The organism is Bacillus cereus group sp. RP29, assembly GCF_040459765.1.
Lineage (GTDB): Bacteria > Bacillota > Bacilli > Bacillales > Bacillaceae_G > Bacillus_A > Bacillus_A paranthracis.
Map to the genome: position 1 here is coordinate 3,867,365 of NZ_JARVHN010000001.1, position 21,715 is coordinate 3,889,079.

Here is a 21,715-nt window from a genome sequence, read left to right on the forward strand (position 1 = left end):
AAAAATAAAAACTAGGACACTATCATGATATAATACGCTCATGCACAGGTCAATATCATACTACTCATAATAATAAGAACTTTCTGTTTATTATTATTTTCCCCATTTTTCTTCTAACATTACCATTATATTTTTTATATGTGCATGAATCACTTCTCTTTTCGCTTGATCACTAAATTGTTCTAACGCTAATGAAGGAAACCAAAATAAATCTCCCTGCAATTCTTGCATATCTTCTTTCCATGAAAAATCACTTGTAACATAAGCAATATGCTTAAAACCTTGCTTTTTCAAATGATTTGTCCATTCTTGCAAACGACCTTTTTCGTTTTTTTGACTTTCTACTAGATACGTAAATGCAGGTAATAAAAGCACTCTTCCTTTATATTCTCTTTCTAGCTCCATACTCAACAATTCGATAAATTCCCCTTGTTCTACTACCATTTTCATTTCTTTCGCTGCTGAAATTGATAAAAGTGGTATAACACCCGTATCTACATATTCTCTTGCTTGCTCAAACTGTTCCACATCTTTTACAATCCATTTCAAATGTCTTCCCTCCCCCATCTATAAATGACAGAACTTTCACTTTATATATATTAAACCATACTAAAAGAGGTAAAAAAAGAAAAACTACCTATATTAAGGTAGTTTTTCTTGAAAAAGTCTGAAATTTGTAAAATTTTATGGATCCAAATGAATTCTATAACATCTTTAACTCCGCTGTCAACCTATGAAACGCTTCCTTATCTTGCTTATCCAGCGCTTCATCAATTTGTTTCAAAAGACGTTCTCTTCTAAAAGAAAATACACTTTCTTCTAAAAACCTTTCTGCAAGTAAACGATCTTTTTCATTTACTTCAATGTGCTTTGGTAAATATGGGTTTTCTTCTAATACAGCTACGTAATTGGCATTTTGAAACGATGATTTAAAATTGAGTTGAATATAAATATCCTCATCTCGATTTAAACGAATATCATGAAACGATTTTTCAGCATCTGTTGTCATAACATTTTGTTTAAAAAAGTGAAACGGTGTGTCTTTTACACAATTCGCGGACATTACTAAGCCACGCGGACAATATTTTGCATGCTCTACGAAGTGGACTTTATGCATCAATTGGTCGTGACTCATTAAATAATTCAAAATCCATACACATTCACGCTGTTTCAGTTGGTAATTATTCAAAAACCATTTTACAAAATCCTTCTTCTCGTTTACAGAAACAGGGGTATTCATAGCAATTAAGTCCCTCCTCTGTCTTTCTCTTTTCTTTTTAGATTCAAGAAGCGGTATTCAGTTTCCTTCCAACTTATGAAAAATCCTCTAAATTATATAACAATTCTTCAATATGAATTTGTGTCGGGTCTAGTTGTATTAACTGAGTAAATACTTCTTTCGCCTCTTTTCGCATACCTTCTTCCAATAAGAAATAACCGTACTCTTCCAAGAAGTCTGGATGATTCTTAAAAGAAGTATATGCACTTTCATAGTGTTTTAATGCATCCGAATACATTTCTAATTGTTTTTTTGCAAACGCAAGATCCCAAAGTAGTTGTGTATCTGGTTCTCCGCTATCGATAGCACGCTCTACAACGGCAATTAGCTCTTCATACTTTTCTTGTTCCTTTAAGATGTACGCATATTTTAATGTTGCACCTAAATGTCCTGGATCTAACTCAAGCGCTTTTTGAAGCACTTCCTCTGCTTCCGCTATTTTCCCTAATTTCGCTGCAATGTTCGCTAATTCTACATAGAATGGTACAGAAAGTTCATCTACTTTAATTCCTTCATGAAGTGTTTCATAGCTTTCTTGAAGCATTCCTTCTTTTTCATAGCTTTTCGCTAAATACATGTAAAGGGATGCATACTCAGGATCTAATTCTTTCAGTTCTTGCCAAGCACCAATTGCTCTTTGGTATTCTTCACCTTGGTATAATGTGAAGGCATATCCAAACAATGAGTGAATATCTTTTTGTTCTTCTAAACCTGCTTCGTAGTAAGAAATCGCCTCTTCCCAATTTCCAATCGCACTTAACGTTTCTCCAAGGCGTAAGGCAATGACAACACCACCCATTACTTTATGTTCCGCTAATAGCGACTCATAATAAGTGATTGCCTTTTGTTCTTCACCTTTACTACTATATAACTCTGCTAATCCAAACGTAATGACAGGCTCGTCAGGCATCATTTCTTTCGCCTTTAATAGTTTTTGTTCTGCTACATCATCGAAACCTTGCATTTGGAATAAATCCGCTACAAGTAATAACGATTGAACATATAAATCATCATTTTCCGGAATATCATGAAGTACTTCAATCGCTTCATCTTCTTTATCTAGATCAATATATAATTCTGCTAAAAATACAGTGAATTCACTTTCCTCTGGATACAATAAACGCAAATCTTCTGTAATAGATAACGCTTCATCCGTAAATCCAAGAGTATGATAATAGCGAGCAATATCATACTTCTCTTCATCATTCGCAATTTTTAATTGCTCTTTTAATAATTGTAATCCTTTTTCCGCTTCACCATTTTCAATATATGAAACAGCTTGTTCAAACTTTTGCATAAACGTCTCCTTTAATTCTAAAAAATATTCTTTTCTGTTCATTTACCCCGCTATTAACGGGCAGTAAGACCCCACCTCAAAATTCAGCTAGGGCAAAGAAGTTAGTTTTGGGGGCAACTGTCCGTAAAAGCCCGATTGGTGTGGGCTAATAATCAGCGGGGGATAAACATCCCCCCACTGATTAAAGTTTCACTTTATCATAAGCAACTCATTGTTAGAACGCAACCTTTAGAATGAGCATGCTTCTTCTTACAGAGTAGTTAATTGTTCAAAAGGTTCGGATATGATACCTTCTTACCTTCTTACCTTCTTACCTTCTTACCTTCTTACCTTCTTACCTTCTTACCTTCTTACCTTCTTCTATTGTACCGCTTTCTTTTATGACCGTGCAAATAACTTCTCCCACTAATTATCGAGCCATACCAATCTTGATTTACAGAACAACTTAATTACTAAACTTCAACTTTTTTAATGCGATAAAAAAGACTCCTCTAATAGGAGCCTTCACAATCTCTTAAGAATATGTTTCCTCTTTCTGTACTTGCTCATTTACAAGTTCTTTCAGTAACTCTATAATTTCATCATTTTCTTCTTTCAAACCGACAGTAATACGAATGCCATCATCGATACCAAATGCAGCACCAGAACGAACAATATATCCTTTTTTCATTAATCGTTCAAAAGCTTCATTACCAGGAATACCGAGTTTTAAGAAAATGAAATTTGTTTGAGATGGATAATAGAATACGTTATATTCCTTACAAAATGCGTAATATTGATGTAATCCTTCTTCATTCTTTTTCACACATTCTTGTAAAAATGCTTGATCTTCTAATGCAGCAAGTGCTACAGATTGCGCTACAGTCGATGTATTAAACGGTAACCTCGCTACTTCTAGCTGCCCGATTAACTCCGTATTACCAACTGCATATCCGATACGGAAAGCAGCTAAACCATATGCTTTTGAAAACGTACGCAATACCATAAGATTTTCATACTTTTCAAGAAGTGGTAATGTTTGCGGATAGTCTTCTGCTCCCGCATATTCATAATATGCTTCGTCCATAATAACAAGCGCTGACTTAGGAACTGATTCTAAAAATGAAAGTAATTTTTGTTTTTCTACATATGTACCTGTCGGATTATTCGGGTTACAAATCCATACAATCTTCGTTTGATCATCTACTTGCTGTAACATCGCATCTAAATCGTGAACGCCATCTTTAAGTGGTACTTCACGAACTTCTGCTCCTTCAATAACAGCATGGTGATGGTATTGTGAGAATGTTGGATTCGCCATTACAACATTTGTTCCTTCGTGTAGTAACGCACGACTAATCATTTGAATAACTTCATCTAATCCACTACCAAATAACAGTTGTTCCGCTTTAACACCTAAATGTTTTGCTACTTGTGTCCGAAGTTCAAAGGCATGTCCATCTGGATAAAGAGCGTATTGACTCGCTAAAGAAGTTAATGCTTCTGTTACGCGTGCTGAGCAACCGAATGGATTTTCGTTCGATGCTAATTTCACAATTTTTGATAATCCATATTCCCTTTTTACTTCTTCAATATTTTTCCCAGGTACATATGCTCTCAAAGTTAACAATTGCTCTTTCACTCTCATTTTTCTTCCCCCAGTCGTTTTATTCAATTCGATTACAATACGGTTATACTCCCTTACTATAATCGTTTATCATAACTGTCACTATTACGAAAATGCTTCTAAATAGGCTCTCCATAGCTGTTATCTACTTCTTATACCCATATCCTTTTGAAATGCCTCTAACGCAATATGAACAGTCTCATCAGGAATAGATACGACATTCACTACCCCATATTCCTGCATAAGTACCATATGAATTGTTCCTGCATTCGCTTTCTTATCTTGTTTCATCAACCCGACGAGGCGTTCTACACTTAAATCACTTGGCATTTTTGGATAGCCGTACTTCAAGAACCACTGCTTCATCTCTTCATAAGCAAGATTTACCTTATACACTTGTTCACTTAAGAATATAGCAAATAACATTCCAACCGCTACTCCGTCACCGTGAGTAATATTTCCATATCCTAGTTCTTTTTCTAGAGCATGGCCTAACGTATGTCCAAAGTTTAAATGTGCACGTACGCCTTTTTCTGTTTCATCTTGCGCTACAATGTTTGCCTTTACAGGAATCGCCTTCGTTAATATGTGGATTAATTTCTCATCACGAAGATCTGCTAATGTTTGCACTTCTTCTTTTAGCCAATAATATAGCTTTACATCACCAATTAGAGCATGTTTTATCACTTCTGCATAACCTGAGCGCCACTCTTTTTCAGGAAGAGACTGTAAAAACGGCGTATGATATACAACTGCTTCTGGTTGATGGAATGCACCTATCATATTTTTACCTAACGGATGATTGATTGCTACTTTCCCACCTACCGCGCTATCGTGAGCTAATAAAGTAGTGGGAACTTGAACAAAGCGAATTCCACGCATAAACGACGCAGCAACAAAACCAGCTAAATCTCCAATCATCCCGCCTCCAAGTGCGATAATTAAAGAATTTCTATCTAATTTATTTTCAAGAGCTGACGTATGAGCCGCATAGAAATTTTCAAAGGACTTCTCTTTTTCACCACTCGGTACAACGAATGAAAATACTTTTTGATCTATTTGCAACGCATCTACAACTGTCTGTAAATGTAAAGGTGCAACAGCCTCATCTGAAATAATCATAATGTTTGATACAGATGGCTGCATGTTTTGAACGATTGTTGTCAAATGTGACAACGATTCTTTTCCTACATGTACATCATATTCTTTTGATTTCGTTTGAATATGTATGTTTTCCATTAAAATCCCCTCGCATATTCATTATGTTTCTCAATATTTTCACGAATAAGGTCCATACGATCTAATCCAAATTGTTCTATTAAAGCTGTCGCTAATTCCCAAGCTACAACCGCTTCCGCAACGACACTAGCTGCTGGAACAGCACAACTATCTGAACGTTCAATACTTGCTGTAAAAGGCTCTTTCGTATCAATATCGACACTTTGAAGAGGTTTATATAGTGTAGGTATCGGTTTCATCACTCCGCGCACAACAATTGGCATTCCAGTCGTCATACCGCCTTCTAAACCACCCGCGTTATTTGTTCTTCTTGTATATCCATGCTCTTCATCCCACAAAATTTCATCATGAACTTCGCTACCCGGTCTATGTGCTGCTTCAAAACCAATTCCAATCTCGACCCCTTTAAAGGCATTAATGCTCATTATTGCGGCTGCTAATTTTGCATCTAGTTTTCGATCATAGTGCACATAGCTGCCTACTCCAATTGGCATTCCTTCCACAATTACTTCCACGATGCCACCGATTGAATCACCATTTGATTTCGCATCATCAATTGCTTTTATCATTTGATTACCAGCTTCTTCATCTAAACAGCGTACAGGTGATGCTTCTGTAATACTTTTTAATTCTTCAATTGAACGATACGTAGTCTCTTTAGCCTGTACACCTCCAATTTCAATTACATGGCCTGCTACTGCAATACCAAGTTCCGCTAACACTTTTTTTGCAACCGCACCAGCAGCAACACGTACTGTCGTTTCGCGTGCCGAAGAGCGTTCCAGTACATTTCTCATATCTCTATGACCATATTTAATCGCACCATTTAAATCAGCATGTCCAGGTCTTGGTTTTGTTACTTTCCTTTTCATTTCTTTTTCTTCTTGTTCCGTTAACGGCTCTGCACCCATAATTTTTGTCCAATGTGCAAAATCACGGTTTTCAACAACAAGTGCAATTGGAGAACCTAATGTCTCTCCATGTCTAACACCACTTACAATTTGCACTTGATCTGTTTCAATTTGCATGCGTCTACCACGCCCATATCCCTTTTGCCTTCTAGCTAACTCTTCATTTATATCATCCGCTACTAATGGTAGTCCGGCTGGAACACCTTCTATAATCGTTGTAAGTTGTGGACCATGAGATTCACCAGCTGTAATATATCGCATACGTTATTCCTCTTTTCGTATATGTATTTATCTCGCTATATTAAGCAATAATTTTATCTTTCATTACTCTAAAAATATGAAAGAGTTATTCATACATCAGCCATTCGCTTATTCTCCGATAGGCCTTTACTTTACATATCAATATATCATAACAGCTCTAACTTCGTAACTAATAGAAATAAAAAAAGTGCAAGAAGAATACCCCTATTCTCCTTGCACTTTCTACTATTATCACAGTGATTAAAGCGTTTACAAATTATTTCAAAATAATTAGTAAATCCATTCATTCATTAATTTTGAGTAGTCAACTAATTCTTCTTCCTTAAAGAAAATACCAATCTCGCGCTCTGCACTTTCTAACGAATCAGAACCATGGATAATGTTTTTTGCAACAGTTACACCGAAATCTCCACGAATTGTTCCAGGAGCTGCTTCATGTGGTCTTGTTTTACCCATCATGTTACGAGCTGTATCTACTACACCTTCACCTTGCCATACCATTGTGAATACAGGACCAGATGTAATAAAGTCTACTAATTCACCAAAGAAAGGTTTTTCTGTGTGCTCAGCATAGTGTTGTCCAGCGATTTCTGGAGTGACTTGCATTAATTTTGCACCAACTAATTGAAAGCCCTTCTTCTCAAAACGAGCTACAATTTCCCCAATGAAGGCACGTTGTACACCGTCTGGTTTAACCATTAGAAATGTTTTTTCCATAAAAAATCTCTCCACTTCTGAATTATGTATGTAATTGTATATCCCCACACACATATTAACACCCTTATCACAATTGTGCAATAGTTTTGAAATAGAGAGATTATTTTATTTTTTAGAAAAAACACTAAAATTTTCGTTTTCCAATATACTTTGCTACATTTTGTAATGCATACTTTGCTTGTCCACGTGGGAGTGGTTTTATCATTTCTAATGCTTTATGTAAATAACGTTCACTAAACGCAAATGCTTTATCAATAGCAGCACTATTCTTTACAGCTTCAATAATTTCTTTCATTTCGTCCGCTGTTGTATTTTCATGTACAGATCTGATTTTCTTACAAAGGATTGGATCTTCCATAGCATATAAGGCAGGAAGCGTAATGTTTCCTTGCAATAAATCGCCCCCAGCAGGTTTTCCAAGTTTCTCTTCTGTAGAAACGAAGTCTAAAATGTCATCAATAATTTGATACGACATCCCTACGAAATAGCCATACCAAAACAGACGGCTTACCGTATCACGATTAGCGCCAGCAGCAATCGCTCCTAGTTGGCAACTTGCAGCAATTAATAAAGCGGTTTTTCGCTTTATTCTTCTTAAATATGTTCTTAAATTTTGGTCATAGTTATACTTATCTTTAATTTGTTCGATTTCACCTTTACAAACTTCTAAAATGGTATGCGATAGCGCCTGATGCGCCTCTGGAATTTCAATATTCGTTATACATTCAAGAGACTTAGCGAATAAATAGTCCCCTGTATACATTGCAATACGATCTCCCCATTTCGCATTCACAGTTGCACTACCACGTCGTAAAAACGCAGCATCAATAACATCATCGTGAACAAGAGAAGCCATATGAATAAGTTCTAACGCAACAGCTACATGCTTAATTGCATCTAACTTATAATCTCCAAATTTCCCCGCAAGCAACACAAATACAGGACGAATTCGCTTCCCACCAGCTTCAATAAGTTGTAATGCCGCCTCTTCTACTAATGGCTGTTCAGAAGCAACTGTCTTTTTTAATTCTTTTTCTATCACATTAATATCCGATCGTAAAAAAGAGTACATAAGTTGTAACTTCATATTGTTCACCTTAACCTAAAACTTCTTTTTTCTATTTTGATTCTGGTTTCATGCCTAAATGCATCGCTGCTACCCCAAAAGTAAATGGCTTCACTTGCACACGTTCAAGTCCAGCTTTTTCGAACATATTAGCCAATTCTTTCATACCTGGGAATGTACTAGCAGATTCTTGTAGCCATGAATATTCTTTATAACTTTTCGCAAATAACTTTCCAAATAACGGCATGATATATTTAAAGTATAAAATATAACCTTGTCGAAAACCAATCATTGTTGGTTGAGATGTTTCTAAACAAATTACTTTTCCACCTGGTTTTACTACACGCGTCATTTCTTTTAATACGTGCATATAATCCGGTACATTACGTAAACCAAATCCAATCGTTACATAATCAAACGTGTTATCTTCAAATGGAAGTTCCATTGCATTCCCGTGCAGAAGTTCTACTTGTTTTAATTGTAACGCCTCTACCTTTTGCTTACCAACAGATAACATATTTTCGCTGAAGTCTAAACCAACAACCTTGCCCTGTTCACCCACCGCTCCAGCTAGCGCAATTGTCCAGTCCGCTGTTCCGCAACATACATCAAGCGCTTTACTACCTGGTTTTACATCCATAATGCGCATCGTCTCTTTGCGCCACGCTTTATGTCTTTGAAAACTAATTACAGAATTCATCACATCGTATTTATCAGAGATTTTCTCAAATACATCATGTACTCTTTCTTCTTTTGATTGTTGCATGCTCGTACCTTCTTCCAATGTAAAATTGCTTATGTCTTCGATGTATCTCTTAACACAGAGTTTATTTCGCTTATATCTGTGTGATTTTCTAAAAATTGATTTTCTTTCTTCCTAAGTTTCATCATCCATCCATTCATAACTGTTTCTGCATCTGCTTTATCGTTCACAATCCCTTGAACAGCTTGAAAAACAGGTGAATGTTGTTTATTAACATGTAGTTCACATTCTTTTTGGAGACGATTTTTCCCTAGTACATATGTTATAAACGGCTTCCAATGCGCTAAATGAAAATGATCACATGTTTTTTGCAACAGTGCAGACTCAATCATTACTACACTCTCCATTATGTCATCCACCGTTTTATGCGCTTTTTGATATAACATTATTTTGTGTTCATTAATTTCTTTAATTCCTTCAGCAAGCGCACGAATTAAAACAATATCACGATTCATAGACAATAAGTAATAATATAACCCGCTATAGTAATCACCAGCAAGCACTGTTAACTGGCGACGCTTATGCGATTCATTCGCTTCTTCCCCTGCTTTATTTGATACTCTTTCATGTGTATCAAGCGCAATTTGCACAAGCATAATCGTCACTACATAATGCTCAATTTGTTCTATATGTAAATTTGCACCTTTTAAAGCACCATATAACAATGCGATTTTCTCTTCATCAATAAATGGTTCTTCAATATAGTTTATAAAATAAGGATGGCGTAATTTCACCATCAATTTCTCTCTTATACCCGCATACCCTCCGTAGATGTCACACACAAAAATCACCCTTATTTTCTAATTCATAAAACTTATTATAACACATACACTCTATTTTCTATAACCAAAACTTGGCTACTCTTTCCAAACTTCTACCGAACTACATAACATCTTCTATTCTTTTAAGTAATCTTTCTATTCTCACTCTGCCTCGCTAAAACTATATCATTTATTTACAAAAAAAAAAAAAGAAAAGCAGTTTCCCACTTTTCTTTACTTCGTTTTAATAAAAGATAAAATTTCACTACGTGCTGCAGCATCATTTTCTAGCACACCACGTACTGCTGTTGTTACTGTTTTTGCACCTGGCTTTTTCACACCGCGCATCGTCATACACATATGTTCCGCTTCTACTACTACCATTACACCATGCGGCTCTAGTACTTCCATAATAGAGTTCGCTACCGTTGATGTAATACGTTCTTGCAGTTGTGGACGACGTGCAATTGTATCTACAGTACGAGCTAATTTACTTAACCCTGTCACTTTTCCGCCTTGCGGAATATATGCAACGTGAGCAACTCCATAGAATGGAACTAAATGATGCTCACACATCGAATAAAACGGTATATCTTTTACTAGTACAAGCTCCTCATGATCTTCTCCGAACACTTTGTGTAAATGTTCTTTCGGATCTTCATGCATACCTGAGAACACTTCTGCGTACATTTTTGCAACACGCTTTGGTGTATCAAGTACTCCCTCTCGATTAGGATCATCTCCAATTGCCTCTAAAATAAGGCGTACTGCATGTTCAATTTGTTCTAAATTAACTTTTGCCATCCGCTAGCCCTCCCGAAAACCTAAAAGTGATACGAACACATTCTAGCATATTTATGTTTTTAAAAGCAAAAAGAAGAGTTTCCAAAAAGGAAACTCTTCTTCCCTGTTAATATGTAAGGATTATTTAACCGCATCTTTTAACGCTTTACCAGGTTTGAATGCAGGTACTTTACTTGCAGCGATTTCAATCTCCTCACCTGTTTGTGGGTTACGACCTTTACGAGCCGCACGCTCACGAACTTCGAAGTTACCGAATCCGATCAGTTGTACTTTATCACCTTGTTTTAAAGCTTCTAAGATAGAATCAAAAACAGCGTCTACTGCTTTTGTTGCGTCCTTTTTAGAAAGGGAACTTGCTTCTGCAACAGCATTGATTAAATCTGTCTTGTTCATGCCATTCACCTCCTCCCAAAGATAAGACTGTATAATGATCATAAAATGAGTCTTACTTTCATTTGTAGGCAATTTTTGCAAATTCTATACTACAAAGATGTAGATAAATCATTATCAACGCCTATATTATACGATTCTCCTTTATAATTCAATATTTTTAAGGAAATTGTTACTCTTAAAATGTGAAAATCTGATGAAACTTGACAATTTACAACAATATATTAGATAATAGCTGTTTATTTTCCTATTCTATATGCGAAAATTAAAAAATCCCTCTACGATGAGAGGGATTTTTTCTTATAATATAATCGCAATTAATCCGCCAGATCCTTCATTAATAATTCTTTCTAGCGTTTCTTTTAATTTATATCTCGCATTTTCTGGCATTAAAGATAGTTTCGCTTGAATGCCTTCCCGAACAATAGAACTCAGTGAACGTCCAAATATATCAGAATTCCAAATTGATAATGGATCATCTTCAAAATCTTGCATTAAGTAACGAACTAGTTCTTCACTTTGTTTTTCCGTACCAATGATTGGCTCAAACGTAGACTCCACATCTACTTTAATCATATGAATAGATGGAGCTACAGCTTTTAATTTCACACCAAATCTTGAACCGTGACGAATAATTTCTGGTTCATCTAAACTCATGTCAGCTAACGCAGGCGCCGCTACACCATATCCTGTTTGTTTGACCATACGCAGAGCATCCGCCACTTGATCGTATTCTATTTTCGCATGAGATAAATCGAGCATAAGCTTCAATAAATGATCTTTCCCTCGAATTTCTACTCCTACTACTTCTTTTAAAATTTGATCATATAATTCATCTGGTGCATATAAATCAATCTCTGCTACGCCTTGCCCCATATCAATGCCAGCTAGGCTCGCTCGATCAATAAATTCATACTGACTAAACTGCCATACGACACGGTCTACATCACGAAGACGTTTTATATCCTTCACAGTCTCTTGAACGGCTTCTTGATAACTTTGGCGTAACCAATGCCCTTCATTTAGCACCATTACCCAGCTCGGAAGGTTCACATTCACTTCTAAAACAGGGAACTCGAATAACGCCTCTCGAAGTACATTGTATACATCTGTTTCTCTTAAACTTTCAACACTCATGGCAATGACTGGGATATCATATTCTTCAGATAAGCTTTGGCGCAATTGCTCTGTATCTGGATGATACGGCTGTACAGTGTTAATGATCATAATGAAAGGTTTTCCGACTTCTTTTAGCTCATTTACGACGCGTTCTTCTGCCTCTATATAATCTCTTCTTGGAATTTCACCAATCGTTCCATCTGTTGTAATTACAACACCAATTGTTGAATGTTCTTGAATTACTTTACGTGTTCCGATTTCTGCAGCTTCATGGAATGGAATAGGTTCTTCATACCAAGGAGTATTAATCATGCGCGGGCCATTCTCATCTTCATAACCTTTCGCTCCTGGAACAGTATATCCGACGCAATCTACTAATCGAATATTCACTTCAAGACCTTCATCTACTTCGATAGAAACCGCTTGGTTTGGAACAAATTTCGGTTCCGTCGTCATAATTGTACGGCCAGCAGCACTTTGAGGTAGTTCATCCTGCGCTCTTTGACGGTCAGACTCATTTTCAATATTAGGAATAACTACAAGTTCCATAAATTTTTTAATGAATGTTGATTTCCCTGTTCGAACAGCTCCTACAACTCCAAAATAAATATCACCGCCTGTGCGTTCCGCAATATCTTTAAAAATATCTACCTTTTCCAAGTGATTCCCTCCCTCAATATTTTTGGGAATAATTCCACGTTTATAGTCAACTAATACCTTCTCTAACGTTGCCTATAATATCTGATATAATATAATGGTATTCTAGAAGTTCGGACAATATATCATATAATTTTGTCCAATTTCATATGACTATTAAAAAAATACCTTTTGTTTGCATCGCAAGTTGTGTAACATAAAAAACCTTTCTTCTAGAACTTATTCACTAAAAGAAAGGTTCATGACTTATGATTTTAAAAAAATTGGTTCTCCACTCTTTACCGTATACGGTAAAGAATACGCAGGTACAAACGGAGAATCTTTCGAAAGTATATTTCGAATATCTTCCCCCTCCTTAAATTGCCCTTCATTTTTTTTCAACGCTTCATATAAGTCGATTCTATAATCAACATAAATTTCTCCCTTCTCATTAATTACAAAAGGAAGGCCTTTACCAGAATATGGACTTGTCACTTGCGGTACATCTTTATATCCAAGTTTTTTGAAATCTAATTCATACACACCATCTGAAATTACCTTTTTAAATGGTGGATATTGATGTTCATCTCGATACATCCTCAGCTTTAATGATAATTGCTGAATTTGTTCAGCCATCCTCACATCAATTAATTTTACTGTTGGGTTTGTTTCAACGTCTATTAATACGTATTGATATACTCCCCCGCTTTCATAGGCATTCCCTGGTGCTTCTTGTATGTAACGCGGAGAAATCTTTTGAAAATCGATTGGGTATTTTTGATAAATAGGCGTATTCATATCCCGCGTCTTAATTGGCAATATCCCGTCATTTTGCTCCTTAAATGTCGCAACAGCTTTTTGAACGACTTGTAGCTGATCTTCATAAGGAACAGCATTTTGTTTCATATTTTCTTTTGGATACAGACACCCTGTTAAAATGCTCATACAACAAAATATTAAAATAATATGGACTTTTTTCACTAGTAATCACCTTTTCATACTAATATAACTCGCTCCGTACCATGCCCTTTACTGCTGTACAGGACCACTAAATACAACAAGAAAAATAACAATTCCTGACACAATCATGAGGGTGTACGCTACCAATGCTGTAATCCCTTTCAAAACTTTATTCTTTATTTTATATCTGCTTAGTAAAATAAAACTTACTGCAAAAAACATAAATCCAATTGCCCCTAAAGCAAACCACATTTTTATAAGCCCTTCCGACATATACACACCCCTTTTTATCAATCTATTTTTATACTATTTTAACAAATTAAAATCTTTAAACAAATACAAAAAAGAACATTTTACTACAAATCGAGAATATGTAGTTTTAATCAATAGGTTTTTTAGCATTTTCCACCAGTCTAGATAAAAATAAAACCGAAGCGAGCATATCTCTCGCTTCGGTTGACCAAATATGCCCAAAACAGCTCTATTCCCATACTTTCATGGCTATCATATGCAATTTACAAACTCTTTGTTTCTCATATTTTATTTTTTAAACATTTTGCTTAACGAGCCAAAATCTGTCGGCATATTATTGTTAATAATCGCTTTTACAATTTGATCCTCTTGTTCTTTCGGCACTTCACGTCCTGCCATAAGAGCCACTTGATGAATCAATTGACGAAGTACAGTCTCATCACGTAAATTCGCATTTTGTACCGATGATGCTAATTTAAAAATATCTTCTTTATTCACTTTCGCTTCTTTTTCAATGTTATTAAAAATGTTGTTATCCATTCTTTTCACCCTCTCCTCAAGTTACTCTTCATCCTATGCAAAAATAAAAAAATGGTGAAAAGACCCAAAAAATAAAAAGCGACAGAAGTACAAATGTACTTCTGTCGCTTTTCTTTAAAGTAAGTCAGGTATAGCTTCCACTTCGTGTTTTCGAACACGCCCCATTAATGAGCCTACTGCATCTTTTACATTATTCCCATTGAATAGCACATCATATAAAGCAGCTGTAATCGGCATTTCTACTTCCATTTTTTCTGCCAATTCATGAGCAGCTTTCGTTGTTCTTACACCTTCGACAACCATACCCATACTTTCTAACACTTCTTCTAAAGAGTGTCCTTTTCCAAGCATATTTCCAGCACGCCAATTTCGGCTATGAACACTTGTACAAGTTACAATTAAGTCACCCATACCAGTTAGTCCAGCAAACGTTAACGGATTTCCACCCATTTTTCTTCCTAAACGAGCAATCTCCGTTAAACCACGCGTCATTAATGCCGCTTTCGCATTATCACCTAATCCAAGACCATCAGTTATCCCAGCAGCTAATGCGATAATATTTTTTAACGCACCACCAAGTTCAACTCCAACGATATCTGGATTTGTGTATACACGGAAGTAACTATTCATAAACAAATCTTGTACTTCCTCAGCCGCTTCCATACGCTTTGCTGCAGACGTAACAGTTGTCGCTTGACGCAACCCTACTTCTTCAGCATGACTCGGTCCAGACAGTACAACAACATCTTTAATCAAGTCCTCTGGAATTTCTTCCTCAATCACTTCCGAAATACGTTTTGACGTACCAGGTTCAATTCCTTTACTTGCATGAATCCAAGTAGTCGGGCCCGCTACATATTTCTTCATATCTTGCAGTACTTCTCTATACGCTTTCGTTGGTACTACAAGAAGTACTACATTTACATCTACTAATGCTTCTTCTAAAGAAGAGTAGGCTACGATTGTGCTTGGCAATGTAATTCCTGGGAGATATCGACTATTCTCATGTTTTGTATTAATCTCATCCATAAGCTCAGAACGATTTCCCCAAATACGTACATCATGCCCATTGTCAGCTAATACCATCGCTAACGCTGTTCCCCAGCTACCTGCTCCAACTACTGTGATTTTTGTCATAAAATCACATCCTCTCCATTAGTCTCTTGCTCTAGCGATAATGTGAATCGGTGTTCCTACAAAGCCGAATGATTCACGTAAACGATTCTTTAAGAAGCGCTCATATGAGAAGTGCAATAGTTCTGGATCGTTTACAAACACAACAAATGTTGGTGGTTTTACCGCAACTTGTGTTGCATAGAAAATCTTCAGACGACTACCATTATGCGTTGGCGTTGGATTCATCGCTACCGCATCCATAATTACATCATTTAATACGTTCGTTTGAATACGGATACTATGGCTTTCATTTACCTCATCAATAACCGGTATTAACGTTTGTGTACGTTTTCTCGTTTTTGCAGATAAGAATACAATCGGTGCGTACTCTAAAAATTGGAAATGAGCACGGATGTTTTCTTCAAATGCTTTCATTGTTTTCTCGTCTTTTTTCACTGCGTCCCATTTGTTTACAACGATCACGACAGCTCGCCCTGAATCATGAGCGTATCCAGCGATTTTTTTATCTTGTTCAATAATTCCTTCTTCACCGTCTAAAACGACTAAAACAACGTCAGAACGTTCAATCGCTCTTAGTGCACGAAGTACACTATACTTTTCTGTACTTTCATACACTTTCCCTTTTTTACGCATACCAGCTGTATCGATAATTACATAATCTTTTCCATCTTTACTATATGGTGTATCGACAGCATCACGAGTTGTTCCTGCTACATTACTAACAATTACACGCTCTTGACCAAGAAGAGCATTTACAAGTGATGATTTCCCTACGTTTGGACGTCCAATTAAAGAGAAACGAATTGTATCTTCATCATATCCGTCTTCTTCAATCTTTGGAAAATGCTGTGCAGCTTCGTCTAATAAGTCACCTAATCCTAATCCGTGTGTACCTGAAATTGGGAATGGCTCACCAAATCCTAATGCATAGAAATCATAAATGTCACTGCGCATTTCCGGATTGTCCACTTTATTTACTGCAAGTACAACCGGTTTATTTGAACGATATAATATTTTCGCAACTTCTTCATCAGCTGCTGTTACACCGTCACGACCATTTGTCATAAAAATGATAACATCCGCTTCATCAATTGCCACTTCAGCTTGTTGACGAATTTGTGTCAAAAATGGCTCGTCTCCAATATCAATTCCACCTGTATCAATAATGTTAAATTCATGATTTAACCATTCTCCAGCGCTATAAATACGATCGCGCGTTACACCTGGAATATCTTCTACAATTGAAACTCTCTCTCCAACAATTCTATTGAAAATAGTAGATTTCCCTACGTTCGGGCGGCCTACTATTGCTATTACTGGTTTCGGCATATACTTTCATCCTTTCAACTTGCTTCTGTTTATTATGTAAAAAACCCTTCTTTGTGCAAGAAGGGATTTGCATTCCAGAATATTTCTCAGCGTATCAAAACACCTCACATTATAACACACGTTGCTAATGTTTCACAATAATATATACATTCTCTTGTAAGCGATGCGCAATGCCATCTAGAATTGCCTCTAAATTATTTGCAACAAATTCTAACTCCTCTGTCGATTCACAAGTAAACAGAGGGGCACCACCAGCAAATTTCTCCGGAGTCGTTGTAATAACTGCAAGAATTACACTTTCTAACATCATCTCTTATCTCCCCTTCCTTTCGGGGCTTCCGATGACATATGAACAGCACTTTCTAACGTCGGCACGTTCCCTATGACACCTATTGCTTTCTCCACATCTTGATCTTGTGGTAAGACAAAGATTCCAACCCTGCCATCCTCTAAATCACGCTTTGCTAGCGGCGCAAGTGCCGGCGTACCAGAATCTCTATAAATCCCTAAAGCAACAGAAACATCATGTAAAATAGCTTGTCGTTGCCCTAAGTTTGAGATTGTCACCATCGCATCAATTGATTTCGGTCTTAAAATAAAGCCCATTCCATATTTCATAATTTCCTCTTGTCTTGCTGGCAATCCAATATTCATAATGTAAATATTATCAATATATAGCCCCGCCCCTTCAAAACGAAGTGGAACATGCTCGATATCAACAAGATCATGCAACCTCTTACCAGACATTAATGTTTTCGCGATAAAAAATGCGATGATAGCCATAACGACTCCAGCAATCCATGAACGGAACCCTATATAAGCAAACGTCGTTACAAACGACGTTAACATCGCCAAATAGTTGCGACTTTCAAAAACTAATGCAATTCCTTCAATATATGTATTCCCACGTGGTACAAGCTCATAACCATCTAATTGTTGAAGTGTATTTCTTTCCATATTACGCACATCACGAAACTGTGTTGCTGCTAACGTAAGAAACGTAATGGCAGAAAAATCTTTTTTCAATATAGACGGAATTGCAATCGCTCCTAAAGCCGCCGCAATTAACCCCATCGCAATATGAATAATTTTCCCGTGGAGCCTCGTCGGATATTGCCGGGTATCTGTCCGAAGCATGAGCACTCTCGTTACTGTCCCTGCTATTACGCCGCATAAAATGGCCGGTGTATATTCAATCATGTATTACCCTCGCCTTTCTTTTACGTGTTTTCCTCTTAAACTGTTCCATGTGTACGGAGACTTTCGCAATCCAAAATAAAATTGCCATGAATAATGTAGAAACAGCAACGATATCAAAAAACGCTAAACTACCGTAATCGTAAGGAAAATGCAGTTTCCGAAAAATAATCGTCACAAACAATTCTCCCTGTAACATCCCTATATAAAGAGAACATAGTCGTAATATGCGATCCTCATGTAATAAAACGGATGCATATACAAGAGCACTACTTAACAAAAACAACCTGTCCACCACAATCCAAATTGGATCATATACTTCTAACAAATGAAAACTTGTATATAACATTGCAATAATAAGTGCCGAAAGTAAGCTATATAATTTTTTCCAAATAGAATAGAGCGTGAGTCCTATAAAAGCTATACCAGAAAGTAAAAGTGCATTTACTGATACCGTGAATGAAGCAATCGTTACATGTAACGGAGAACAAATAATAAAAATCAATATACAGGCGCTTATCTTCCACCGAATAGAGTCCTTTTTCATAAAAAATGTTACGACAATCCACCCTATCCAAGCTACAAAATAAAAAGTACTCCCTTCCATCATTTCACCTCCTATGTTTTCCATTATGGGAACTTTTTATGAAAGTTAATCCACTTTCTTCGCGCATAGTTTTTTCATATAACAGCAACACTTTTAATAAGGAGGTGCTATTCATTATGGGTAAAGATCGTCAAGAAAAAAAACTAAGAGAATCTCGCCGCGTTGAATCTGATCGTGACCAATCACTACAATATCCGGGTGCAACTGGACTTGATACACCTGAGCAAGCTCGAAAACAGAATCAGCACTAATGAATACAAAAAGACGGTTTCGATATTGTACGAAACCGTCTTTTACATATTTCTTCATAATTTCTATTCATATTGAAATAACATTTCACATACAAATCTTTCTAAACTTTATTTTTATCCATACCTATTTTTCTTAGAAAAATTAAACCTTCTGCAATAATTCAATGGCACATTATCTACATTTCTCAGTCGCAAATTTTACAAGATACTGTTTATATATAGGAATTATTTCATTTTTCTAGAATATCAATTCCATCCCTCGCTTTATATTACTAAAATGAATAGAAAACAAAAAAATCAACCAAACGGTCGATTTTTTATCTTCTACTATAATGCGTCGTATCAATGCCACGCTGCGTTAACCAATGATACGTTTCGCCCTTTACAACAAGAGGAACAGACTGTAACTCTTCTATCGTCTTCGCGCCAAGAGCTGTCATAATAAATTTCAAGTCTGCATGTAATAGATCAATTTCATCCACTAACTTCTCGATGCCATCTTGCATTAAAATGCGTAAAAAGTATCCAGCAAAAGCAGTTGTATTCGCCCCTAATGCGATTGCTTTCGCTACGTCAAGCGCTGTTTGTATACCCCCAGATGCAATAAAAGAGAGGTTATTATTTGTAGAGGTTGCTTCAATAATCGAGGTAGCTGTTTGTATGCCCCAGTTATTAAAATAAGAAAGCATTCGCTGTCTTCTTTCATTTTCAACAGCAGCAAAATTCGTACCACCTTGTCCGCCAATATCAATTGCCGTTACACCTACGCTCGCTAACTGTTGCATTGTTTCCTTACTCATCCCAAATCCAACTTCTTTTACAATGACAGGAACTTTACTATTTAAAACAATTTTCTCAATACGCTGAAGTACACCAGTAAAGTCACGGTCTCCTTCTGGCATCGTTAACTCTTGTATGACATTTAAATGAATTTGCAATGCATTCGCTTCAACCATATCAACAGCACGCTCTGCCTGTTCAACAGTTGCCTCACTACCTAAATTAGCAAAGAAAATACCATTTGGATTTACCTTTCTAATAATCTTATAAGAAGCAGCCTCACTTTCATCTTTTAACGCTGCCATTTGCGATCCTACAGCCATAGCAAGGTTATGACGTTTCGCTACATATGCTAATTGCTCATTAATATGTAACGTTTTCTCTCCTCCACCACCAGTCATCGCATTGATAAAAATCGGCGAACTTAGTGAAAGTTCGCCGATTTTTGTTTCACATGTTATTGTGTCATAATTTGAATTTGGCAAGCTTTGATGCACAAAATCAATATCATGAAAGCCATGCGTACGAGACTGACCAGTAGAAAGAGCGTATTCAATATGATCTAATTTACGTTTTGCCCTTACCACTTGTACCCCTCTTTATTTTTTTAATTTTTTCAGTTGTTCACCAATAATGTCACTTAATTGGAAAGTAGCAGAATCAGCATTCGGTTCATACTGACTATAATCTTCAGTTACATTATTTTCCTCAAGCGCTTCTTTTATACTTAAAGAAATACGTTTCTCTGCTACATGCACTTCAAGCACTTTCACTTTTACTTCTTGTCCCATTTCCAATACTTCATTTGGATTTTTCACGTGACGATTTGCAATTTGAGATACATGCACAAGACCTTCAACGCCCGGTAAAATTTCAACGAATGCACCGAATGTAACAAGACGTTTTACTACTCCTTCACGAATATCTCCAGCTTTTACTTCGCCACCAACATTTTCCCAAGGTCCCGGTTGAGCTGCTTTAATTGATAAAGAAATACGTTGTGTGTCAGCATCAACAGATAATACCTTTACTTTTACCTTTTGACCTTGCTCTAATACTTCAGAAGGTTGCTCTACACGTTCGTGTGAAATTTGTGAAATATGAACTAAACCGTCCACACCGCCAACATTAACGAAAGCACCAAAATCCGTTAGTCGTTGTACTGTCCCTTCAACAACGTCGCCTTCTTTTAATGAAGAAATTGCTTCTTTCTTCTTAGAATCTAGTTCTAATTCTACTACCGCTTTATGCGAAAGGATTACACGATTTTTTTCACGGTCCAATTCAACAATTTTCACGGCTAATGTTTTGCCTTTATAGTCAGTAAAATCTTCTACATAATGTACTTCTACAAGTGAAGCTGGTATAAAGCCACGAACACCAAGGTCCACAACTAATCCACCATTCACGATATCTTTTACGGTAACATCAAATACGTGACCAGAAGTAAATTTCTCTTGTAATTCTACCCATGCTTTTTCTGCATCAACAGCACGTTTAGATAATACAAGATCATCCTCTTCTAACTTAATAACCTTTAATTCTAGTGTTTGATCTAATTCTACAACATCGCTTGCTTTTTCAATATGAACGTTAGCTAATTCACTAATTGGAATTACGCCATCTGTTTTGTATCCAACATTTACAAGCACTTGTTTCTCTTCAACTTTCGTTACAGTACCTGTAACAACGTCACCAACTTGTAATTCTTTTGAATCCATAACTTCTTCATTCATTTTCTCTACCATGGAAATACCTCCCTACAGAATTGACAAAGCATTTTTTATGTATATACGAAATGAAAACAATTGTT

General features: G+C 36.4%; 24 protein-coding genes. 1 reads left to right on the forward strand and 23 read right to left on the reverse strand.

Going from position 1 to position 21,715, the window contains the following annotated elements; all coding sequences use genetic code 11:
* Positions 1–93: 93 nt before the first annotated feature.
* From QCI47_RS20440 to QCI47_RS20540, 21 genes are all read right to left on the reverse strand, one after another.
* On the reverse strand, positions 94–549 hold the full coding sequence (locus QCI47_RS20440; protein WP_000871307.1) for a YpiF family protein: 456 nt from the start codon (positions 547–549) through the stop codon (positions 94–96).
* Between the two features lie 154 nt (positions 550–703).
* Positions 704–1,240, reverse strand: a complete 537-nt coding sequence (locus QCI47_RS20445; RefSeq protein WP_001095923.1) for a ReoY family proteolytic degradation factor — start codon at positions 1,238–1,240, stop codon at positions 704–706.
* Between the two features lie 73 nt (positions 1,241–1,313).
* Positions 1,314–2,576, reverse strand: a complete 1,263-nt coding sequence (locus tag QCI47_RS20450; protein ID WP_001168679.1) for a tetratricopeptide repeat protein — start codon at positions 2,574–2,576, stop codon at positions 1,314–1,316.
* A gap of 514 nt (positions 2,577–3,090) precedes the next feature.
* A complete protein-coding gene (gene hisC, locus QCI47_RS20455; protein WP_001264009.1) occupies positions 3,091–4,203 on the reverse strand; it encodes a histidinol-phosphate transaminase in 1,113 nt (370 codons plus the stop codon).
* Between the two features lie 120 nt (positions 4,204–4,323).
* Positions 4,324–5,421, reverse strand: a complete 1,098-nt coding sequence (gene aroB / locus QCI47_RS20460; RefSeq protein ID WP_000427695.1) for a 3-dehydroquinate synthase — start codon at positions 5,419–5,421, stop codon at positions 4,324–4,326.
* The gene (gene aroC, locus QCI47_RS20465) at positions 5,421–6,593 is read right to left on the reverse strand and encodes a chorismate synthase (RefSeq protein WP_001269362.1); all 1,173 of its coding nucleotides are present in this window, start codon (positions 6,591–6,593) and stop codon (positions 5,421–5,423) included. Before aroC ends, aroB begins: the two co-directional genes overlap by 1 nt.
* A gap of 270 nt (positions 6,594–6,863) precedes the next feature.
* On the reverse strand, positions 6,864–7,310 hold the full coding sequence (ndk, locus tag QCI47_RS20470; RefSeq protein ID WP_353811939.1) for a nucleoside-diphosphate kinase: 447 nt from the start codon (positions 7,308–7,310) through the stop codon (positions 6,864–6,866).
* A gap of 124 nt (positions 7,311–7,434) precedes the next feature.
* Positions 7,435–8,397, reverse strand: coding sequence for a heptaprenyl diphosphate synthase component II (gene hepT, locus QCI47_RS20475; protein WP_000776082.1), 963 nt, complete (start codon positions 8,395–8,397; stop codon positions 7,435–7,437).
* 31 nt (positions 8,398–8,428) lie between these two features.
* Positions 8,429–9,142 carry a 2-heptaprenyl-1,4-naphthoquinone methyltransferase gene (gene menG / locus QCI47_RS20480; protein WP_001187667.1) on the reverse strand — a complete coding sequence of 238 codons (714 nt, stop codon included), beginning with the start codon at positions 9,140–9,142 and terminating at the stop codon, positions 8,429–8,431.
* Positions 9,143–9,171: 29 nt separating this feature from the next.
* A complete protein-coding gene (locus QCI47_RS20485) occupies positions 9,172–9,921 on the reverse strand; it encodes a heptaprenyl diphosphate synthase component 1 (protein WP_002163716.1) in 750 nt (249 codons plus the stop codon).
* A gap of 213 nt (positions 9,922–10,134) precedes the next feature.
* Positions 10,135–10,704 (reverse strand): GTP cyclohydrolase I FolE, encoded by a 570-nt coding sequence (folE, locus tag QCI47_RS20490; protein ID WP_001151482.1) that lies wholly within the window; start codon positions 10,702–10,704, stop codon positions 10,135–10,137.
* Between the two features lie 120 nt (positions 10,705–10,824).
* Complete coding sequence (locus QCI47_RS20495) at positions 10,825–11,097, reverse strand: HU family DNA-binding protein (protein WP_001043860.1); 273 nt, start codon at positions 11,095–11,097, stop codon at positions 10,825–10,827.
* A gap of 297 nt (positions 11,098–11,394) precedes the next feature.
* A complete protein-coding gene (gene spoIVA, locus QCI47_RS20500; RefSeq protein ID WP_000416519.1) occupies positions 11,395–12,873 on the reverse strand; it encodes a stage IV sporulation protein A in 1,479 nt (492 codons plus the stop codon).
* Between the two features lie 243 nt (positions 12,874–13,116).
* Positions 13,117–13,830 carry a hypothetical protein gene (locus tag QCI47_RS20505; protein ID WP_000755470.1) on the reverse strand — a complete coding sequence of 238 codons (714 nt, stop codon included), beginning with the start codon at positions 13,828–13,830 and terminating at the stop codon, positions 13,117–13,119.
* A gap of 48 nt (positions 13,831–13,878) precedes the next feature.
* The gene (locus QCI47_RS20510) at positions 13,879–14,082 is read right to left on the reverse strand and encodes a DUF2768 domain-containing protein (RefSeq protein ID WP_001288998.1); all 204 of its coding nucleotides are present in this window, start codon (positions 14,080–14,082) and stop codon (positions 13,879–13,881) included.
* A gap of 267 nt (positions 14,083–14,349) precedes the next feature.
* Positions 14,350–14,601 (reverse strand): stage VI sporulation protein F, encoded by a 252-nt coding sequence (locus QCI47_RS20515; protein ID WP_000369754.1) that lies wholly within the window; start codon positions 14,599–14,601, stop codon positions 14,350–14,352.
* Between the two features lie 114 nt (positions 14,602–14,715).
* Positions 14,716–15,738, reverse strand: coding sequence for an NAD(P)H-dependent glycerol-3-phosphate dehydrogenase (locus QCI47_RS20520; RefSeq protein WP_000161776.1), 1,023 nt, complete (start codon positions 15,736–15,738; stop codon positions 14,716–14,718).
* Positions 15,739–15,756: 18 nt separating this feature from the next.
* A complete protein-coding gene (der, locus tag QCI47_RS20525; protein ID WP_001125893.1) occupies positions 15,757–17,067 on the reverse strand; it encodes a ribosome biogenesis GTPase Der in 1,311 nt (436 codons plus the stop codon).
* A gap of 124 nt (positions 17,068–17,191) precedes the next feature.
* Entirely contained in the window at positions 17,192–17,377 is a 186-nt protein-coding gene (locus tag QCI47_RS20530) for a capping complex subunit for YIEGIA (RefSeq protein ID WP_000979054.1), read from the reverse strand.
* On the reverse strand, positions 17,374–18,267 hold the full coding sequence (locus tag QCI47_RS20535; RefSeq protein WP_000575282.1) for a YIEGIA family protein: 894 nt from the start codon (positions 18,265–18,267) through the stop codon (positions 17,374–17,376). The genes QCI47_RS20530 and QCI47_RS20535 overlap by 4 nt, the downstream gene beginning before the upstream one ends.
* Positions 18,260–18,871 carry a YphA family membrane protein gene (locus tag QCI47_RS20540; RefSeq protein WP_000399224.1) on the reverse strand — a complete coding sequence of 204 codons (612 nt, stop codon included), beginning with the start codon at positions 18,869–18,871 and terminating at the stop codon, positions 18,260–18,262. Before QCI47_RS20540 ends, QCI47_RS20535 begins: the two co-directional genes overlap by 8 nt.
* A 116-nt stretch (positions 18,872–18,987) precedes the next feature.
* Between QCI47_RS20540 and QCI47_RS20545 the strand changes: the two genes are divergently transcribed.
* Positions 18,988–19,122 (forward strand): YpzI family protein, encoded by a 135-nt coding sequence (locus tag QCI47_RS20545; RefSeq protein WP_000513898.1) that lies wholly within the window; start codon positions 18,988–18,990, stop codon positions 19,120–19,122.
* A 317-nt stretch (positions 19,123–19,439) separates the two neighbouring features.
* Here the strand turns inward: QCI47_RS20545 and QCI47_RS20550 are convergent, their stop codons facing one another.
* Positions 19,440–20,489, reverse strand: coding sequence for a type 2 isopentenyl-diphosphate Delta-isomerase (locus QCI47_RS20550; protein WP_000251042.1), 1,050 nt, complete (start codon positions 20,487–20,489; stop codon positions 19,440–19,442).
* Between the two features lie 12 nt (positions 20,490–20,501).
* Complete coding sequence (rpsA, locus tag QCI47_RS20555; protein WP_000229577.1) at positions 20,502–21,650, reverse strand: 30S ribosomal protein S1; 1,149 nt, start codon at positions 21,648–21,650, stop codon at positions 20,502–20,504.
* Positions 21,651–21,715: the final 65 nt, after the last annotated feature.

What these genes read in the sequence shown, in the direction of transcription:
- QCI47_RS20535 (WP_000575282.1), bottom strand. Translation starts at nt 18,267, where the DNA reads ATGATTGAATATACACCGGCCATTTTATGCGGCGTAATAGCAGGGACA.
- aroC (WP_001269362.1), bottom strand. Translation starts at nt 6,593, where the DNA reads ATGCGATATATTACAGCTGGTGAATCTCATGGTCCACAACTTACAACG.
- ndk (WP_353811939.1), bottom strand. Translation starts at nt 7,310, where the DNA reads ATGGAAAAAACATTTCTAATGGTTAAACCAGACGGTGTACAACGTGCC.
- aroB (WP_000427695.1), bottom strand. Translation starts at nt 5,421, where the DNA reads ATGGAAAACATACATATTCAAACGAAATCAAAAGAATATGATGTACAT.
- QCI47_RS20520 (WP_000161776.1), bottom strand. Translation starts at nt 15,738, where the DNA reads ATGACAAAAATCACAGTAGTTGGAGCAGGTAGCTGGGGAACAGCGTTA.
- hepT (WP_000776082.1), bottom strand. Translation starts at nt 8,397, where the DNA reads ATGAAGTTACAACTTATGTACTCTTTTTTACGATCGGATATTAATGTG.
- QCI47_RS20445 (WP_001095923.1), bottom strand. Translation starts at nt 1,240, where the DNA reads ATGAATACCCCTGTTTCTGTAAACGAGAAGAAGGATTTTGTAAAATGG.
- QCI47_RS20545 (WP_000513898.1), top strand. Translation starts at nt 18,988, where the DNA reads ATGGGTAAAGATCGTCAAGAAAAAAAACTAAGAGAATCTCGCCGCGTT.
- QCI47_RS20495 (WP_001043860.1), bottom strand. Translation starts at nt 11,097, where the DNA reads ATGAACAAGACAGATTTAATCAATGCTGTTGCAGAAGCAAGTTCCCTT.
- menG (WP_001187667.1), bottom strand. Translation starts at nt 9,142, where the DNA reads ATGCAACAATCAAAAGAAGAAAGAGTACATGATGTATTTGAGAAAATC.
- QCI47_RS20450 (WP_001168679.1), bottom strand. Translation starts at nt 2,576, where the DNA reads ATGCAAAAGTTTGAACAAGCTGTTTCATATATTGAAAATGGTGAAGCG.
- der (WP_001125893.1), bottom strand. Translation starts at nt 17,067, where the DNA reads ATGCCGAAACCAGTAATAGCAATAGTAGGCCGCCCGAACGTAGGGAAA.
- QCI47_RS20540 (WP_000399224.1), bottom strand. Translation starts at nt 18,871, where the DNA reads ATGGAAGGGAGTACTTTTTATTTTGTAGCTTGGATAGGGTGGATTGTC.
- QCI47_RS20510 (WP_001288998.1), bottom strand. Translation starts at nt 14,082, where the DNA reads ATGTCGGAAGGGCTTATAAAAATGTGGTTTGCTTTAGGGGCAATTGGA.
- folE (WP_001151482.1), bottom strand. Translation starts at nt 10,704, where the DNA reads ATGGCAAAAGTTAATTTAGAACAAATTGAACATGCAGTACGCCTTATT.
- QCI47_RS20530 (WP_000979054.1), bottom strand. Translation starts at nt 17,377, where the DNA reads ATGATGTTAGAAAGTGTAATTCTTGCAGTTATTACAACGACTCCGGAG.
- hisC (WP_001264009.1), bottom strand. Translation starts at nt 4,203, where the DNA reads ATGAGAGTGAAAGAGCAATTGTTAACTTTGAGAGCATATGTACCTGGG.
- QCI47_RS20515 (WP_000369754.1), bottom strand. Translation starts at nt 14,601, where the DNA reads ATGGATAACAACATTTTTAATAACATTGAAAAAGAAGCGAAAGTGAAT.
- rpsA (WP_000229577.1), bottom strand. Translation starts at nt 21,650, where the DNA reads ATGGTAGAGAAAATGAATGAAGAAGTTATGGATTCAAAAGAATTACAA.